The sequence below is a fragment of the Bradyrhizobium sp. AZCC 1693 genome (assembly GCF_036924745.1).
GTDB lineage: Bacteria > Pseudomonadota > Alphaproteobacteria > Rhizobiales > Xanthobacteraceae > Bradyrhizobium.
This window is the reverse complement of record NZ_JAZHSD010000001.1, coordinates 1749028-1765419: the sequence shown is the minus strand read 5'-3', so window position 1 is coordinate 1765419 and position 16392 is coordinate 1749028. Positions and strand designations below refer to the sequence as shown.

Sequence of the window (16392 nt, the reverse complement as noted above, 5' to 3'; positions counted from 1 at the left end):
GCGCCGTTGGCCCTGCCTGCAGGGCCACACCGCAAGCTTCGACTATTCCCGGTGTGATAATCCGAAACCGGTCCAGCGCCGGAGCAGCCGTTCGACCGCAGCGCCGATCGCAAGGCCGGCGATCACGTCGCTGGTCCAGTGCGCCAAGAGAACGATCCGCGTCAGGACCAGGACCGCGCCGATCGACCAGGCCAGGTTGCGTTTCGCGGGCGGCAGCACCGTAGCAGCCGATGCCAGCGCGCCGACATGGACGGCATGGCCGGATGGAAAGGCGTCGAGAGGTCTTCCCGAAAACGGCACGCCGCGAAGGTGCCCGCGGACCATCAGACGGTCGGGGCGCTTCTGGTCGAAGATCGACTTCAACAGATGCGGCAGCAGCGTAACGGCAACCGTCGTCAGCAGGATATGGTTGCTGCCGGTGCGATGGTGCGCGCTTCGATGCCTGCAGTAGAGCCACCAGCCAGCGGCGAGCGCGCAAACCACGTGCTCATCGGCGCCCCAGGTAAGGACCTTGGCCATCTGTTCGACTGCCGGAGAGGTGTGATCCGAAATCCGTTCCGCGATTTCGATGTCGGCCTGGGTTGGCCGTATCCGAAACAGCGCCATCATCCGTCCTTCAACCGGAATAAAAGGAGCCCCGCCAACCCCGTCCAAAGGATTTTCATGGGATGTTTGGCGGGGCTCGAGTTCGACGTCGCGGGGGAGGGAAACGTCGATCCCGGAAAACCCGCATCAGGCCCGATCGTTCCTGTGGTCGGTTCGCGCCTCACGCTTCACTTGGCTGCAGCGAGGCCGATCCCGCGAGGAAATGCCATCGAAAAACGCCCGCCAAGGTAGTAATTTTACGAGGCCAAACAAATATTTGCCTGGCGGGCGCTAACGTAAGCAAACGTTTAGCCGCCGCCCATAAAATACCGGCATCAACTTTTGCATTAACCTCTGGTTAGTCATGCGCCTTCTGCCGATGAAAGAGCCGGACAGGTCCTGGCGGTCGATCAAGGGCCAGTGGAAGAAGGACGCCGAAAGCGTCGGCGAGGACTTTTCGACCTTTTCGACGGGAAGCTTTACGGCCTATGACGGCCTGACCAGGGACGGCGACCACCCCAGCCTGTACTGCCTTTCCGACGGCGAGCGGATCCATGCGGCCTGCCAGGTCAGCCGCCTGATGATGAGCAAGTTTCCGAACCCCATCTTGCGTGCGCGCTTCATCCTGGTGTCGCCGATCTACGAACTGGGGATCGCGGACGCCGGCCAATACGCCCAGATGATGGTGGCGCTGTTCTCCGGCATCGTATGGCTGTCGAGAGATACGATGACTGCCAGCCACATCCGCTTCTTTCTGAAGAGCCCCGGGGATTCGCAGTTCTTCGCGCCACTGCTGGCCGCGACCGAGCTGTCGCCGTTCTCGGAGTTCACGATCGGCGGGGCGCTGATCGAATGCAGCCTCAAGGAAGCTGAACTGGCGGAAAGCGCCTGATTTCGGGGCCGCCTTAACCTCGCGATAACTCATTTTGCTAACGCCCTTTTTGGTTTGTGTTCCCTACAACAAGCGCCTGTGGGGGCAGCGGAATGCTGAATAATTCATCGCAAGACATCGTCGCGGAGAGCCGGCCGCTGTTTGGCGGCGGCATGCCGTGGCGGATCAGGCTGAGTGCCATCCAGTGGCTGATCCTGAGTGCCGCGGTGCTCGTGATCGCGATCATGCTCGGCACCGGCTATTTCGCGATGCAGTATCGCGAGCGGGCGCTGGAAGTCGCCGAGCGCGAACTCAACAACAGTGCGCTGCTGCTGTCGCGGCATTTCGACCAGCAACTTAGCGATCTCCAGCACGTGCATGAGGATGTCGTGTCGCAGCTACGGGCCGATGGGGTCCATACGGCGGACGAGTTCGAAAGAAAGATGTCGACGCTGAGCGCGCATGAGATGCTGCGCACGAAGCTTGCCGTGCTGCCCCATGTCGGCGCGCTGAACCTGTGGAGCGCCAGCGGTTCGCTGGTCAATTCTTCCGAGATGTGGCCGGTGCCGGATGCGAGCGTCGTCGACCGGGGCTATTTCAAGCAGTTCATGTCGGGAACGTCGACGCCTGACGTGATCGTCGAGCCGGTCGTGAGCAGGGTCACCAAAGTCTGGACAACGGTGTTTGCACGCAAGATCATCGGCCGCAACGGCGAGATCATCGGCATTGCCGTCCGCGGCGTTGAGCCTTCCCATTTCGAGGATTTCGTTGCTTCGCTGGCGCTGGACGCCGGCACCGCGATTTCGATGATCCATCGCGACGGCACCATCATCGCCCGCTATCCCAAGGACGACACGCTGATCGGCCTGAACGTCGCCAATACGCCGTCGTTTCAGCGCGCGCTGGCGATGGACGGCAGTATATACGGACGGTTTACCAGCGAGAGGCTGACCGAGGACAAGGTCGGCGCGGTCAAGTCGCTGGTGCACTTTCCGATCCTGATCGTCGCGACCACCAGGACGGAGACCGCGCTTGCCGACTGGCGGGCGCAGACCAAGCTGCAATTTTTCGCCGCAGCCCTGGCGGTCTTGATCGTGATCGGCATGGTCATCCTGATCGTGCGCCAGCTACGCCACCAGCATGCCGCCGCGCAGCGCAAGCTGTCAGAGAAGAGCCGGCATCTCGACACCGCCATCAACAACATGACGCAGGGCCTGCTGCTGTTCGATTCCTCGGGGCGCCTCGTGATCTGCAACCGGCAATATATCGACATGTTCGGCCTCTCGCCCGACGTGGTTAAACCCGGCTGCCATCTGAGCAACCTGATCCGGCACCGTCAGGAGCGCGGCTCCTTTGTCGGCGATGTCGATGCCTATTGCGCCCGGTTTCTCGATCCCAACGGCAGCCTCGTGCAGGACACGATAACCTCGACGCCCGACGGGCGCACGATCCGGCTGATCTTCAAGCGGTCGCCGGACGGCGGCTGGGCCACGACATTGGAAGACGTCACCGAAGGGCGGCGCGACCAGGCCAGGATCGAGCATCTCGCCCATTACGACGCGCTGACCAATCTGCCGAACCGTTCGCTGTTCCAGCGCCATGCGGAAGGGTTGCTGCTGGAAACCGAGGGGCGCGAATTCGCGATCCTCTATATCGACATCGACGAGTTCAAGCGCATCAACGACACGCTGGGACATCTGATCGGCGACGAGTTCCTGAAGGGCGTGGCGGAGCGGTTGCGGCAGGCGGTCGGGCCGGAAGATTTTATCGCCCGCCTTGGCGGGGATGAATTCGCCATCCTTCAGCACGGCATCGCGAGCGCCGAGGATGTTCACGGCCTGGTCGCGCGGATCTATCAGGCGCTGCGCACGCCGTTCGACTGCCACGGTCACCAGCTTTCCAGCGACGCCAGCATCGGCATCGCGATCGCCCCGCGCGACGGCTCGGATCTGTTCGACCTTCTGAAGAACGCCGATCTTGCCATGTATGCGGCGAAGGCGGCCGGCCGCAGAACCTATCGCTTCTTCGATCCCGAGATGGAGCAGCAGGCCAATCATCGCCGCGAGCTGGAGGCGGATTTGCGCGCGGCGCTGGCGCAGGGCGCCTTCGAACTGCACTATCAGCCGCAGGTCGATCTGCGCAGCGATCGTATCACCGGCTGCGAGGCGCTATTGCGCTGGCGGCATCCGGTGCGCGGCATGGTCTCGCCGGCCGACTTCGTGCCGGTCGCCGAGGAAACCGGCCTGATCGAGGAGATCGGGCAGTGGGTGTTGCACACGGCCTGCGTGGAAGCTGCGACCTGGCCGGCCGATGTCCGCATCGCCGTCAACGTCTCGCCGATCCAGTTCCGGTCGGAAACGCTGTCGCTGAAGGTCGCGGCAGCGCTCTCCGAGACCGGGCTCGACCCGCGCCGGCTCGAGCTGGAGATCACGGAAGCCGTCCTGATCGCGGACGACGACGCTGCGCTGGCGACGCTGAACCAGCTCCGCGCGCTCGGGGTTCACATCGCGCTCGACGATTTCGGAACCGGCTATTCCTCGCTGCAATATCTGCAGCGTTTCCCGTTCGACAAGATCAAGATCGATCGCTCCTTCGTCAAGGAAGTGACGCGCAATTCGTCGTCAGCCTCGATCATCCGCGCGGTGGTGAGCATCGCCGCCGACCGCAACATGATCACGACAGCGGAAGGCGTCGAGACGCTGCAGCAGCGCGAGACCGTGCAGAATCTCGGATGCACCCAGATGCAGGGCTATCTGTTCAGCGCGGCGCGTCCGGCGCAAGAAGTCCGCGCGCTGCTCGGCGCGAGGGAGGCCGGCGTCGAGGCCGCGGCGTGAGCTTCGGCTGCTGATCCACTTGGCCGGCGAACTGCACGAGACGGCATCGATCGGCGACGCGCTCTCCACTCATTCTACTTTGGGCTGGTGATTTCCGCGCTCAGGCATTCGGTTGCAGGAACGTGCCGTATTGCTTGCTCGCGGCGACCGCGGCGGCGGCCTGTCCAATGACACGCATCGCCGCCATCATGGGCCACGGCCCGAGACTCACCCGCCGAACGCCGACGCGGGCGAGATCCGGGATTTCGGGAACACCTTGCGTCACCATGATGTTGACCGGCAGAGGCGTGAGTTGAACGAACTTCTCGATGAGAGGGAGGTCGGTGAGGCTGGGTACAAAAATTCCATCAGCGCCGGCATCGGCATAAACCTTCGCGCGCCTTGCCGCTTCATTCAGGCATTCATCCGGCGATCCGAATTTCAGCAGAAACGGATCAGTTCGCGCATTGATGAACAGATGAATTCCGAGTTTTTGCGCAGTGTCCCGCACTGCTCTGATCTTCGCTGCATGCTGCTCGGGACTGACGAGTTGCCGCTTTCCCCCGGAGAGCCCGTCTTCGATATTGATGCCTATGGCGCCGGCTTTCAGGATCTTGGTCGCCGAATTCGCGGCGGCGTCCGGGGTGTCGCCATATCCTGCCTCCAGATCGATCGATACCGGAATCGACACAGAAGCAGTCATCCGCGATACCAGATCTGCCACCATATCAAACGGGGCATTTTCTCCGTCCGCGTACCCGAGAGCGGACGCGACCGCCCCGCTACTGGTCGCGATGGCCAGAGACGTCTTCGCGACGGCCTTGGCGGTGGCGACGTCCCAGACGTTGAACAGGACGAGCGGATCCCCCTTCTTGTGAAGACCGTGAAACGTCTCGGCGTATTGCTGCTGTGTCTTGGCGTCCATCGCCCACACTCCTGGTCAGAGAAACTGAAAGATGTTGTACCTAACGCGGCCCTTGGTTGCGGCACATGCATTCAGTCAGGGGCGTGCGTCTTGAACCAGTCCATGATCAGACCGGTGACTTCGGCCTCACGCTCGAGGTGCGGGAAGTGACCGACATCGGGCAGGACAACACGCTTATGTGGCCCCTTGAAGAGCGGCTCCTCCTTTACCGAATACCGCGCTGTCGGATCGTTGCTGCCATAAATCGTCAGCGTCGGCGTATTCATCTCGTTCATCGGCAGCCGGCCCGCAATTCCCGAATTGAACAGGCCTCCATAGTATTTGAGCGCCGCCGCCATGGTGCCGGGAGAACTGAGCGTCTCCTTGATCGAGCGGAGATGTTCGTCATTCTTGAACGACGGCGACCACAGCTTCCAAAGATAGTCGACGAAGGGAATTCCCTCGATATTCACCGATGATTCAGCGCCGGGTAGCTGGAAAAAATAGAAATGGAAGAGGGATCGAACGGCTTCGGGATCCTTCCTGATGCTTGAAAATGTGATCGGGTGCGCGGTGTTCATGACCACGGCGGCCTTGATCGCCGATGGCACGGTGGCCAGCGCCTGAAAGGTCGACGTGCCGCCCCAATCCATGCCAACGACGCGTGCCTGTCCGTCATCGCTCAGCGCCGCGATGAGCGCTTCGAGATCCTTGCCCAGTGCGATGGGATCGAAGATTCCGTCCGCCGGGATCTCGGTCGGCGCATAGCCACGCAAGAACGGCGAGACCGCGCGATACCCCGCATCCGCAAAGACTTGCATTTGCTTTCGATACGACCAGGCATTGTCGGGAAAGCCATGCATGAACATGACAAGAGGCCCGCTCCCCTGTTCGAGGTAGGCAAACCGCACTCCATTGGCCTGCACGTATTTCAGCGCGGGTTCGCTGGCGGCGGCATTCGGGGATGCCAATGCGGCACTTCGAGTATTCATCGCTATTCTCCATGTTTCTTCGTGTTCGGTCGCGCATGACAGGCACGGTCACGAACCGCCGCTTTGGCCTCGCGCTGCCCAGAGTGATGCGTCGCTCCTTTGACCTAATATGTGCGCAGCGCACATATTAGGTCAAGTTGTTTTTTGTGCGCTACGCACATATTATTCATCGCATGGAAAACGGAATCGCGAATTTGCTGGGGGCGCTATCGCTCGCCGTCATGGATCGTATCGAGCAAGGAGCGCGCGAGGTCGTCGGCCGTGGCGGCGAGACGCCTGCAGCACTCATCGTCATCGGGTATGGTCAGGGCATGACCAACGACACGCTCCGGCGGATCCTTGGCCTATCGCATTCCGGAACCGTCCGGCTGGTGGACCGTCTGGTTTCGGATCAGCTTGTCGAACGCCGGCCGGGAAAAGACGGTCGGGAGGTCGCTTTGTACCTGACGGCCACGGGCGCTGCGACCCGGAACGATCTGTTGGTTTCCCGGATTTCAGCCGTTGCGTCACTTCTGGATGTGCTGTCGCCGGCTGAAACGAAGCGACTTGGAACGCTGATACGCGAGTTGCTGGCAAGGCAGGACACATCCGAGCTGGATCGCTTCACGATCTGCCGGATGTGCGACGATAGGGTCTGTACGAATTGCCCATTGCCCACAACCAAGAGCAAACGCGATCGCTAGCACCAAGTGTTGCTTGGCCACGCCAACCCCGATAGCCGGCGCCAAGATGACGGATCACATGGATTCATCATGCCTGCGGCCGCGCCTCGGAAATCGCCTTCCTGAGAATCCGCGACAGCAATTCCACCGAATAGGGTTTCTGGATCAGCTCGAAGCCGCGGTGGGCATTCTCCGCCAGCACGTTGCTGTAGCCGCTGGTCAGCACCACGGGCAGGCCGGGATAGCGCTCGCGCACGATTGCAGCGAGCTCGACGCCGTTCATGCCGGGCATGATGACGTCGGAAAACACCAGATCGGCGGAAAACTCGTCCTCGGCAAGGATCGCGAGCGCCGCATCCGCGCTGACGACGCGTCGGACCGTGTATCCGAGATCTTCCAGCAGCTCGGTGGAGAACTGCCCGACGTCGTCATTGTCCTCGACCACGAGGACGCGGTAGCCGCGGCCGCGCGCGGCCGGTTCGGTGCCGGTCGCGGCGGCCTCGTCGGCACCGGCTGGCACCGCGGCCTGCGGCAGGTAGATCGTAAACGTCGCGCCCTGGCCTGGCTCGCTCGCGACCGCGATGTCGCCGTCGGACTGCTTGGTAAACCCGAACGCCTGGCTGAGGCCGAGGCCGGTGCCCTTGCCGACTTCCTTGGTGGTGAAGAACGGCTCGAAGATCGTCTCGAGCAGGGCGGGCTCGATGCCGGTACCGGTGTCGGTCACGGTGATGGCGATGAAGTCGCCGCTACGGGCGGGCTGGGCGCGCAGCGGCGGAATGGCATCCACCTTGCGGACGCTGATGATCAATCGGCCCTCGCTGTTCATGGCATCGCGGCTGTTGACGGCGAAATTTATCAGGGCCGTCTCGAACTGCGCGACATCGGCGATCGCGAAGCAGTTGAGATCGGCGATGTCGATATCGATCCTGATCCGGGCGCCGACCAGCGGGCGGATCAGTTGCGCCACCGCCTCGACCTGGGTACCGACATTGAACACCTGCGGCTTCAGCGGCTGCCTGCGGGCGAACGCCAGCAATTGTCCGGTCAACTTGGAGGCGCGCTCCACCGTCTCGCCGATCGCGTCGATGTAGCGCCGGCGCCGCTCTTCCGGCAGCTCGCGGCGGCGCAGGAAATCGGTCGCGGAGCGGATGATGGTCAACAGATTGTTGAAATCATGCGCCACGCCGCCGGTCAATTGTCCGACCGCTTCCATCTTCTGCGACTGCCGCAGCGCTTCCTCGCCCTTGCGGCGTTCGGTGATGTCGATGGCCTCCGGCACCACGCCGATGATCGCGCCGTGCTGGTCGTGCAAGGGACGCATTGCGAAGTCGAAATAGCGGTCGCCGATCGGCAGATGCAGCCGCATCTCGGTCTGGATTTCTTCGCCCCGCATGACGGCGATAAAGGCGTCGCGGACGGTGTCGCGCATGCCAGGGGTTGCGGAAAACCACGGCGTTTCCCAGAACGGCTTGCCAATCACCTCGCCGGCGTCCGTGCGGATTCCGGCGAGTGCCGTCTTGTTGGCATACAGTACGTCGCCGTGCAGGTCGAGCAGGCTCTGATACTGATGGCTGGTCTCGAAGATCGCCCGCATCTGGGCTTCGCTGGATTCGAGCTGCGCCGTCCGCTCGTTGATCCGCAATTCGAGGATGTCGTTCAGCCGGCGCAGATCGTGCTCGGCCTGCTTGGCTGATGTGATGTCGTGGGCGACACCGATGAAGCCGATGTGGGCGCCGGTCGGATCCCAGCGCGGCTGGGATTCCGATCGCATCCATCGCCAGTCGCCGTCGGCGCGCTGGTAGCGGGCTTCCAGCGCGAACGGCTTGAGCGAGGCCTCGCCCGCGACCAATTCCTGCAGGAAACGGGGCAGGTCGTCCGGATGCAGCATCTTGCGCCAGTCGTACACGATGGCTTCCTCGAACGGCAGCCCGAGAAAATCGAGATAGGCCTGGTTGAGGAAAGAGCGAGTTCGATCGAGCTTGGTGACCCAGATCGGCACCGGCGCGCTGTTGGCGATCAGGCGGAAGCGCTCCTCGCTTTCGCGCAAGGTGGCCTGCGCCAGCGCTTGAGCGGTGACGTCGCAATCGGCGCCGACCAGGCGCAGCGCGCGGCCGTCGCGGTCGCGCTCGATCTTGGCGACGACGCGGATCCAGCGGGTCGCGCCGTCATTCGGCCGCACGATGCGGTATTCGGCCGAATAATCCTCGCTCTCGCTTTTTAGGACGCCGAACAGATGCTGGACCGTTCGCTCGCGATCCTCGGGATGGATTCGGCTGACCCATTCCTCGTAAGTCTCGTTGGCCGCCTCGGGCGGCAAGCCGTGAACCAGCAGGTATTCGGGCGAGCGGCGGTTCTTGACGCCGTCACGGAAATCGATTTCGAGACCGCCGACGCCGGCGATGCGCTGGATCCGCGCCAGCTCCGCCTCGCGTTCCTGCAAGGCGCGATGAGCCCTGTCGCGCTCGTTCGCGATTTCCTGCAGATGTTGCCGCAAGCGTTCGGCGGCGGCAATTTCAGGCAAAACGTTTGCAGCGTCGGAAGGGGTCATGCGTGCCGGCAACCTCTGCCTGCACTTTCACACAGGAAGCGGCGGTTTTGCCAGCGTCATTTACTCTTCGTGGTTGATCGGCAGTTATAGGCCCTGCGGAACCCGGCGGCTTGCGCGTCTTCCTCGGAACAAAACCAGCGATCCGGCTTCGTCAGTCCCGGATAGGAGCGGCACATCTGCAGGTTGTAGATGCCGAGGTTCCCGGTGACGCGCGCGCGGACGGCGTATTTGCCCTTGATGTTGCAACTCGCCGGCATCACGAGATCTTCGGGGAACAAGGCCTCGCGGATTTCGCGGTCGCGGTCGGCGCGGCAGGAGGCACCGAGCAGGGCGCCGTCCTTCTTGCCTGCGCGAAACTCGTGCGGCGCGACGAAGCAGCCTTTCCAAAACCCCTGGCGGTCGTCCCTGGCGCGGGCCTCGTCCGCCTGGAAGCGCCCGCTGGCGGAGGCTTCGACATTCAGGGCAAAGCCATTGCGGACCAGCAACTGGCTCAGACTTGTCGTTTCGCCCTCGATCTTGCAGACGCCGATGTGCCGTTTCTTGTAGGCGGGATCGGGACCGAGATCGTCGCAGCGGACCTGCTTGCCGCTGGTCAATTTGGCCAGTTGATCGCGCGCCTCGATACCGCAGGTCCAGCTATCGGCGTGCTCGTCGATGCAGAGCTGGTCGATGGTTGGGACATCGATGCCGTCGAGCCGGTAGGTGAGGTTGCCAAGCTGAAGCGTGCTGCCATCCCGGACGATGGCGGTGGCGGCCGAACTCTGGCTGGCCGGAAGTACGATCGATAGCAACGCCGCAACCAGAAAAATTCGTGACCGCATCTGTTTCATTTCAAATCAATTCCACTCCCGCGAGCGCCTTCTAGCATAAGGTGAGGTGATTGAACCAAGGCGCTGGCGCTAATCGCGCATGGAAACGGGTTGGGGAAAACCGTCAGCGCCGCTGCGGCCACATGCCGAACGGCCCGTTGACTTCTCGAGAACAAAATAGGAACATAGGCAGCGTCGCTCAACACGGATAATGCCATGTCGTCCTCTTCGCAGCCGAAATTCGAAGAGAACGACGAGCTGGAAACCGCGGTGGATCAAGCGATTTCAGCCTGCGGCGGCGATTTGAGGGCGACGATCCGCGCGCTGACTGTCGCCAATGAGTATCTGGAATCCGAGGTCGGCGAGCTGATGAAGGCGGTATCCCGCGCCTATGCGCGGGGGCGGTTCAGCTCCTATTCGGGGTGAATTGCCGCCGGCCGGCGCAACCAGCCGATACGAGACCGTTGCCTCTATCGATTTTTGCTGTACGACGGGTTTGTTACCCGCGTCCCCGCATGTCACATTGCGGGCGAGGATCCCGCCCAAAGCTCAAGCAAGAAGAACATGTTCAAGAGAATTCTGATCGCAAATCGCGGCGAGATCGCCTGCCGGGTCATCAAGACTGCGCGCCGTATGGGGATCGAGACGGTAGCGGTGTATTCCGAGGCCGACCGCGATGCGCTCCACGTCGAAATGGCCGATGCGGCCGTGTTGATCGGCCCGCCGGCGGCGGCCGAGAGCTATCTGCTGATCGACAAGATCATCGATGCCTGCCGCAAGACCGGCGCGGAGGCCGTGCATCCCGGCTATGGCTTCCTGTCCGAGCGCGAATCCTTCCCGCGCGAGCTTGCCAAGGCGGGCATCGTCTTCATCGGTCCCAATCCGGGCGCCATCGCCGCGATGGGCGACAAGATCGAATCCAAGAAGGCCGCCGCAAAAGCAAAAGTCTCGACCGTGCCCGGGCATCTCGGCGTCATCGAAGATGAAAAACATGCGGTGAAGATCGCCGACGAGATCGGCTATCCCGTGATGATCAAGGCCTCCGCCGGCGGCGGCGGCAAGGGCATGCGGATCGCGCATTCGAAGAAGGAAGTCGCCGAGGGGTTCAATCTCGCCAAGGCCGAAGCGAAATCCTCGTTCGGCGACGACCGCGTCTTCATCGAAAAGTTCATCGTCGATCCCCGCCACATCGAAATCCAGGTGCTCGGCGACAAGCATGGCAACGTGATCCATCTCGGCGAGCGCGAATGTTCGATCCAGCGCCGCAACCAGAAGGTCATCGAGGAAGCGCCGTCGCCGCTGCTCGACGAGACCACCCGCCGCAAGATGGGCGAGCAGGCGGTGTCGCTGGCAAAGGCCGTGAACTACGATTCCGCCGGCACCGTCGAATTCGTCGCCGGCCAGGACAAGAGCTTCTACTTCCTGGAGATGAACACCCGTCTGCAGGTCGAACATCCCGTCACTGAGCTCGTCACCGGGATCGATCTCGTCGAGCAGATGATCCGCGTGGCCGCCGGCGAGAAGCTTTCGATCGCGCAGAAGGACGTCACGCTGACGGGATGGGCGGTGGAATCGCGCGTCTATGCCGAGGACCCGTTCCGCAATTTCCTCCCATCCATTGGCCGGTTGGTGAAATACCGTCCGCCCGCGGAAGCGAGCCATGACGGCGTCACCATCCGCAACGATACCGGCGTGCAGGAAGGCGGCGAAATCTCGATCCATTACGATCCGATGATCGCAAAACTCGTCACGCACGCGCCGTCGCGGGCGGCGGCGATCGAGGCGCAGTCAACCGCGCTGGATGCGTTTTACGTCGACGGGATCAGGCACAACATTCCGTTCCTGTCGGCGCTGATGAACCATCCGCGCTGGCGCGAGGGTAAGCTTTCCACTGGCTTCATATCAGAGGAATTTCCGAAGGGCTTTTCCGCGCATCCGCCGGAAGGCGAGATTGCGCGGCGGCTGGCCGCCGTGGGCGCCGCGATCGACCATGTGCTGGGCGAGCGCAAGCGGCGGATTTCCGGACAGATGATCGGCCGGCTGGTGCAGCGCGAGCGCCGCCGCGCGGTGTGGCTCGATCGCGACGAAATCGCGCTCGATGTGGCGCGCGAGGCCGAGGGCATCGCGGTACGCTTCATCGGCGCCGACGCTCTGCCCGGCAATCCGCACAATCTGGTCTCGGCCTGGACGCCGGGCGAACCGGTCTGGCAGGGAACCATCGACGGCCACTTCGTGGCGATGCAGGTGCGCGCGATCCCGAACGGCATCCGCCTGGCGCATCAGGGCTTTGACGTTGCGGTCAACGTCTTCACCGAAAGCGAGGCGGCCGCCGCCCGGCTGATGCCGGTGAATTCCGCCGCCGATACCGGCAAGAAGCTGCTGTGCCCGATGCCGGGGCTGGTGGTATCGATTGCCGTGAGCGAGGGGCAGGAGGTCAAGTCCGGCGAGACGCTGGCCGTGGTCGAGGCGATGAAGATGCAGAACGTGCTGCGCGCCGAGCGCGACGGCACGGTGAAGAAGATTCATGCGGCAGCCGGCGCGACATTGGCGGTCGACGCGCTGATCCTGGAGTTTTCGTAGAACCGTCATTCCGGGGCGATGCAAAGCATCGAGCTACGGTGCGCAATTGCGCACCTGAGAATCTCGAGATTCCCCGATGCGCAATTGCGCATCTGGGGTCTGGTGCTAACGCACCATCCCGGAATGACAGAGAGTAGGGAATAGCGAATGGCTTTCCATCAGCGCCGCGAGAAATTGCGTTCCATTCTCAACGGCCGCGCCTGCATTCGGCCCGGATCGGTCTACGACGCGACCTCGATCCGCATTGCCGAAGACCTTGGTTTCGAGCTCGGCATGTTCGGCGGCTCGGTGGCCTCGCTGGTCGTGCTCGGCGATCCCGATATTGCGCTGATCACGTTGACGGAGCTGGCCGAGCAGATGCGCCGGATTTCGCGCGCCTCGACTTTGCCGGTGCTGGTCGACGCCGACCACGGCTATGGCAATGCGCTCAATGTCCGCCGCACGGTGCAGGAGCTGGAGGCGGCCGGCGCCGCGGGCCTGACCATCGAGGATACGCTGCTGCCGCAGGCGTTCGGAGAGGCCAAGACGCAACTGATCCCGCTGGAGGAGGGCGTCGGCAAGATGAAGGCTGCCCTCGACGGGCGCGGCGATGCCTCGCTGGTCGTCATGGGCCGCACTGGCGCGATATCCGTTAGCGGTCTCGACGACGCCATAGCGCGCGCGAAGGCGTATGAAGCCACCGGCGTCGATGCGCTGTTCTTCACCGGCATCAGGAATCGCGAGGAACTCGAGGCCATTTCCGCCGCAACGAGCCTGCCGATCGTGCTCGGCGGTGCGCCCGAGGAGATGACCGCGCTGGATTATCTCGCTGGTCAGCGCGTGCGGATCGCGCTGCAGGGCCACGCGCCGTTCGCCGCCGCGACGCAGGCCGTCTACGACACGCTGATGGCCCTGCGTGAGGGAACCTCGCCGAAGAATTTGAACGGTTTGGCCTCATCCGAGTTGACTGGCCGAGCCATGCGCGAAGCGGAAGTGAAAGCGCGCAGTGGCGAATTTCTCGGGCTGAAAAAGTAAGATGAGCAAGGCGATCCGTCATGTCGCGATAACAGGCTGGGTGCAGGGCGTCGGTTACCGCGCCTTTGTCGACCACGAGGCGCGGTCGCGTGCGCTCGAAGGCTGGGTGCGCAACCGCAGGGACGGCAGCGTCGAGGCGCTGTTCGCAGGTCCCGCGGAGATGGTTGCTGCCATGATCGCGGCATGCCGCCGCGGGCCGTCATCGGCGCGGGTGGAGGCGCTGCAGGACGAAGCCGCCAATCCCGACATGCTGAAGCTGCGGGAGGCAGGGGAGCGGTTCTCGGTGTTGCCGACGATTTAGCGGCGCTTGCCCACATCGTCGTCCTGTGCGTCCGCAGGGAAGACCGCGGGAAGTGCGAGAATCTATCAACTTGTCGTCCCTGCGAACGCAGGGACCCATACGCCGCGGCCGGCGGAAGGGGCACATTAGGAGACGGCTTCGGTTCAGCAAGCGACGACGGTAGTTGGCAGAGCGTCAGCCACCGAAGGTCATCGAGAGATCACGCGGTATGGGTCCCTGCGTTCGCAGGGACGACGAATTTTGATCGCGTTGGAGATCTCATTGCTGCGTCTGTTCACCCGGCGCAAGCTCACCATCGTGCTGGATGGAGGCGCTCTCGACATATTGCAGGTCGAGGGAGGAATACACAATGCTGCGATTGCGGCCGAGACGCTTGGCTTCATAGAGCGCGGTGTCGGCTTCTCCCACCAGTGCAGCCTCATCTAGCGTCGAGCGGTTTTTGGCGGCGACGCCCGCGCTGATGGTGATGTATCCGCGGCTGGAGGCCGTGTTCGGAATGCCCAGGGCTCGCACGGTCAGCCGGATGGATTCAGCGACCTTCAGGGCGGCGTCTTCCGTTGTATTCGGCAGCACGACGGCGAATTCCTCGCCGCCATAGCGCGCGGACAGGCCTGACGTATTGGCGGTCGCATCGCCGATGGCTTTCGCCACCGCCTGCAGGCAACGGTCGCCGGCCTGGTGTCCGTAGGTGTCGTTGTAGCCCTTGAAATTGTCGATATCGAACAGCAGCACCGCGATCTCTTCGCAGAATTCGTATTCGCGCCGCAGGAAGCCGTCGAAGGTGCGGCGGTTGGTGAGGCTGGTCAGTCCATCGGTTGCAGCGAGCTGGGTGAGCCGGCGGTTGAGCTGGGTCAGTTCGTCTTCCATCCGCTTGCGTTCGGTGACGTCGCGGATGACGCAGAGGAATTCCGTCCGGGCAGGGGCGCTCGGTTCCGACGCCAGCTTGAACTTGCTTTCCACCCACGCCAGCGTTCCGTCGCCGCGATAGTGTCGAAATATGACGGTGCTGACGCAGTCGACGCCATTGAGCCGTGCGGTCGCCGATTTCACGCTCTCCCTGTCGCCGGGATGCACCAGGTCGAAGCATGATTTGCCGAGAAGATCCTTCGGGCGCAATCCCAGCACCGGCTCGGCCGACCGCGAAACGTAGCGCAACAGACTGCGGGCATCGATCAGGATGATGATGTCGGCGATGTTGTTCGCGAGCAGGCGATAATGCGCCTCGCGCTCGCGCAGCACGCGCTCGGTCTTGCTGCGGAAGCGGAACTGGAGGGCGAGCAATGCCGCCAGCAGAAGGATCATGCACAATAGCACGCTGCCAACGATGACATCGGTCCGCAGGGTCTTCCGCCAGTCGGCCAGCATCCAGTCTTCCGACACGGCCACGGTGACGATTGCCGGATAATGCGGCGTTTCCTCGTAACCGAAGTATTTCGCGATGCCGTCGAACGGGGAGACGATCTTGTAGCATCCGACAGAGCTCAGCTTGAGATGCCTTGAGAACAGGTCGGTCCTGGAAAGATCGGTGCTCTTGTCCGACAGCGGCCAGCGTATCAGGAGCGTACCATCATTGCGTATCAGGCTGATGCCGCCGTCGGGGCCGAGCTGGAATGTCCGGTAAAAGCCGTCGAAATAATCCTTGTCGATCGCTGCGGCGACGACCCCGCCGAAGCTGCCGTCGAGCTTGGTGATACGTTTCGAGAGAACGATCATTGAAGATCGATCGTCGATACGGGACTGCATCAGCTCGCTGATCCGAAGCGTATTGTCCGGTGTATCGCGATGGTAGGCAAAATAACTCCGGTCCGAGACGTTGTGGCGCGGGTTTTGCGGAAATGACGAATAGCCCCAGTTGCCCTTGGCATCGGCGACGCCGATGCCGCGCAATTGGGGCAGCGTTTTCGCCGTTTCAGCCAGGTATTTGTTGAACCGGTCCGGCTCGGGATCTCGGTACTTCAGCAAGTCCACCATTCCCGCCATCGCAATATCGACGGCCTGAAGCGTGTGCGAGGCGTGTTCGGCCAGCGAATGCGCGAGGTTCTGGATCTCGGAGCTGCCGCTCGCCAGCGCCGCCTTCTTGGCGTCGAGCGCCTTCCAGGCCATGACGCCCAGGACGCAGGCGGTCATGACCAGCGCAAACGTGATGACCACCGCCGTCGATGGTACCCGCCGCAGCGGCCCGCCGGGGTCTGGGGGATTTCGATGGGGCATGCCGTGCCTTGATGACCGCGCCGGACCTCGTTGCCGGCAACGCGCGAAGAGGAATCTAAGAGGCGGCCGGTGCCAAAGGGTTAACGGATCGATCCGGGAAAC

At 62.8% G+C, this 16392-nt stretch carries 13 protein-coding genes; 7 read left to right on the top strand and 6 right to left on the bottom strand.

Annotated elements, in window-relative coordinates; genetic code table 11:
• Window positions 1-42: 42 nt before the first annotated feature.
• Window positions 43-609: a phosphatase PAP2 family protein gene (locus V1293_RS08720; protein ID WP_334508513.1), complete on the bottom strand. Its 567-nt coding sequence runs from the start codon at window positions 607-609 to the stop codon at window positions 43-45.
• A gap of 340 nt (window positions 610-949) precedes the next feature.
• Here V1293_RS08720 and V1293_RS08715 point away from each other — a divergent pair, with 340 nt between their 5' ends.
• Together V1293_RS08715 and V1293_RS08710 are read left to right on the top strand one after the other, a co-directional pair.
• Complete coding sequence (locus V1293_RS08715) at window positions 950-1477, top strand: hypothetical protein (RefSeq protein ID WP_334508511.1); 528 nt, start codon at window positions 950-952, stop codon at window positions 1475-1477.
• A 152-nt stretch (window positions 1478-1629) separates the two neighbouring features.
• Complete coding sequence (locus V1293_RS08710) at window positions 1630-4290, top strand: bifunctional diguanylate cyclase/phosphodiesterase (protein WP_442894337.1); 2661 nt, start codon at window positions 1630-1632, stop codon at window positions 4288-4290.
• Between the two features lie 100 nt (window positions 4291-4390).
• On the opposite strand, the gene V1293_RS08705 is transcribed toward V1293_RS08710, so the two are convergent.
• Both V1293_RS08705 and V1293_RS08700 read right to left on the bottom strand, forming a co-directional pair.
• A complete protein-coding gene (locus V1293_RS08705) occupies window positions 4391-5194 on the bottom strand; it encodes an isocitrate lyase/PEP mutase family protein (RefSeq protein WP_334508507.1) in 804 nt (267 codons plus the stop codon).
• Window positions 5195-5265: 71 nt separating this feature from the next.
• The gene (locus V1293_RS08700; protein WP_334508504.1) at window positions 5266-6165 is read right to left on the bottom strand and encodes an alpha/beta fold hydrolase; all 900 of its coding nucleotides are present in this window, start codon (window positions 6163-6165) and stop codon (window positions 5266-5268) included.
• Between the two features lie 146 nt (window positions 6166-6311).
• On the opposite strand from V1293_RS08700, the gene V1293_RS08695 reads away from it, so the two are divergent.
• Window positions 6312-6848: a MarR family winged helix-turn-helix transcriptional regulator gene (locus tag V1293_RS08695; protein WP_334508501.1), complete on the top strand. Its 537-nt coding sequence runs from the start codon at window positions 6312-6314 to the stop codon at window positions 6846-6848.
• 67 nt (window positions 6849-6915) lie between these two features.
• On the opposite strand, the gene V1293_RS08690 is transcribed toward V1293_RS08695, so the two are convergent.
• Complete coding sequence (locus V1293_RS08690; RefSeq protein ID WP_334508498.1) at window positions 6916-9375, bottom strand: hybrid sensor histidine kinase/response regulator; 2460 nt, start codon at window positions 9373-9375, stop codon at window positions 6916-6918.
• Between the two features lie 56 nt (window positions 9376-9431).
• A complete protein-coding gene (locus tag V1293_RS08685) occupies window positions 9432-10196 on the bottom strand; it encodes a thermonuclease family protein (protein ID WP_334508495.1) in 765 nt (254 codons plus the stop codon).
• Window positions 10197-10400: 204 nt separating this feature from the next.
• Here V1293_RS08685 and V1293_RS08680 point away from each other — a divergent pair, with 204 nt between their 5' ends.
• The 4 genes from V1293_RS08680 to V1293_RS08665 all read left to right on the top strand — a co-directional run bounded on the left by V1293_RS08680 (window position 10401) and on the right by V1293_RS08665 (window position 14079).
• On the top strand, window positions 10401-10610 hold the full coding sequence (locus V1293_RS08680; RefSeq protein WP_334508492.1) for a hypothetical protein: 210 nt from the start codon (window positions 10401-10403) through the stop codon (window positions 10608-10610).
• A 138-nt stretch (window positions 10611-10748) separates the two neighbouring features.
• Window positions 10749-12764, top strand: a complete 2016-nt coding sequence (locus V1293_RS08675) for an acetyl/propionyl/methylcrotonyl-CoA carboxylase subunit alpha (protein WP_334508490.1) — start codon at window positions 10749-10751, stop codon at window positions 12762-12764.
• Between the two features lie 147 nt (window positions 12765-12911).
• Window positions 12912-13778: an isocitrate lyase/PEP mutase family protein gene (locus V1293_RS08670; protein ID WP_334508488.1), complete on the top strand. Its 867-nt coding sequence runs from the start codon at window positions 12912-12914 to the stop codon at window positions 13776-13778.
• A gap of 1 nt (window position 13779) precedes the next feature.
• Window positions 13780-14079 (top strand): acylphosphatase, encoded by a 300-nt coding sequence (locus V1293_RS08665; RefSeq protein WP_334508485.1) that lies wholly within the window; start codon window positions 13780-13782, stop codon window positions 14077-14079.
• A 258-nt stretch (window positions 14080-14337) separates the two neighbouring features.
• Here the strand turns inward: V1293_RS08665 and V1293_RS08660 are convergent, their stop codons facing one another.
• On the bottom strand, window positions 14338-16290 hold the full coding sequence (locus tag V1293_RS08660; protein ID WP_334508482.1) for a diguanylate cyclase domain-containing protein: 1953 nt from the start codon (window positions 16288-16290) through the stop codon (window positions 14338-14340).
• Between the last annotated feature and the right edge of the window lie 102 nt (window positions 16291-16392).

Coding starts and splice junctions, on each gene's coding strand:
- V1293_RS08720 (WP_334508513.1), bottom strand. CDS start 609: ATGATGGCGCTGTTTCGGATACGGCCAACCCAGGCCGACATCGAAATC.
- V1293_RS08715 (WP_334508511.1), top strand. CDS start 950: ATGCGCCTTCTGCCGATGAAAGAGCCGGACAGGTCCTGGCGGTCGATC.
- V1293_RS08710 (WP_442894337.1), top strand. CDS start 1,630: ATGCCGTGGCGGATCAGGCTGAGTGCCATCCAGTGGCTGATCCTGAGT.
- V1293_RS08705 (WP_334508507.1), bottom strand. CDS start 5,194: ATGGACGCCAAGACACAGCAGCAATACGCCGAGACGTTTCACGGTCTT.
- V1293_RS08700 (WP_334508504.1), bottom strand. CDS start 6,165: ATGAATACTCGAAGTGCCGCATTGGCATCCCCGAATGCCGCCGCCAGC.
- V1293_RS08690 (WP_334508498.1), bottom strand. CDS start 9,375: ATGACCCCTTCCGACGCTGCAAACGTTTTGCCTGAAATTGCCGCCGCC.
- V1293_RS08685 (WP_334508495.1), bottom strand. CDS start 10,196: ATGCGGTCACGAATTTTTCTGGTTGCGGCGTTGCTATCGATCGTACTT.
- V1293_RS08680 (WP_334508492.1), top strand. CDS start 10,401: ATGTCGTCCTCTTCGCAGCCGAAATTCGAAGAGAACGACGAGCTGGAA.
- V1293_RS08675 (WP_334508490.1), top strand. CDS start 10,749: ATGTTCAAGAGAATTCTGATCGCAAATCGCGGCGAGATCGCCTGCCGG.
- V1293_RS08670 (WP_334508488.1), top strand. CDS start 12,912: ATGGCTTTCCATCAGCGCCGCGAGAAATTGCGTTCCATTCTCAACGGC.
- V1293_RS08665 (WP_334508485.1), top strand. CDS start 13,780: ATGAGCAAGGCGATCCGTCATGTCGCGATAACAGGCTGGGTGCAGGGC.
- V1293_RS08660 (WP_334508482.1), bottom strand. CDS start 16,290: ATGCCCCATCGAAATCCCCCAGACCCCGGCGGGCCGCTGCGGCGGGTA.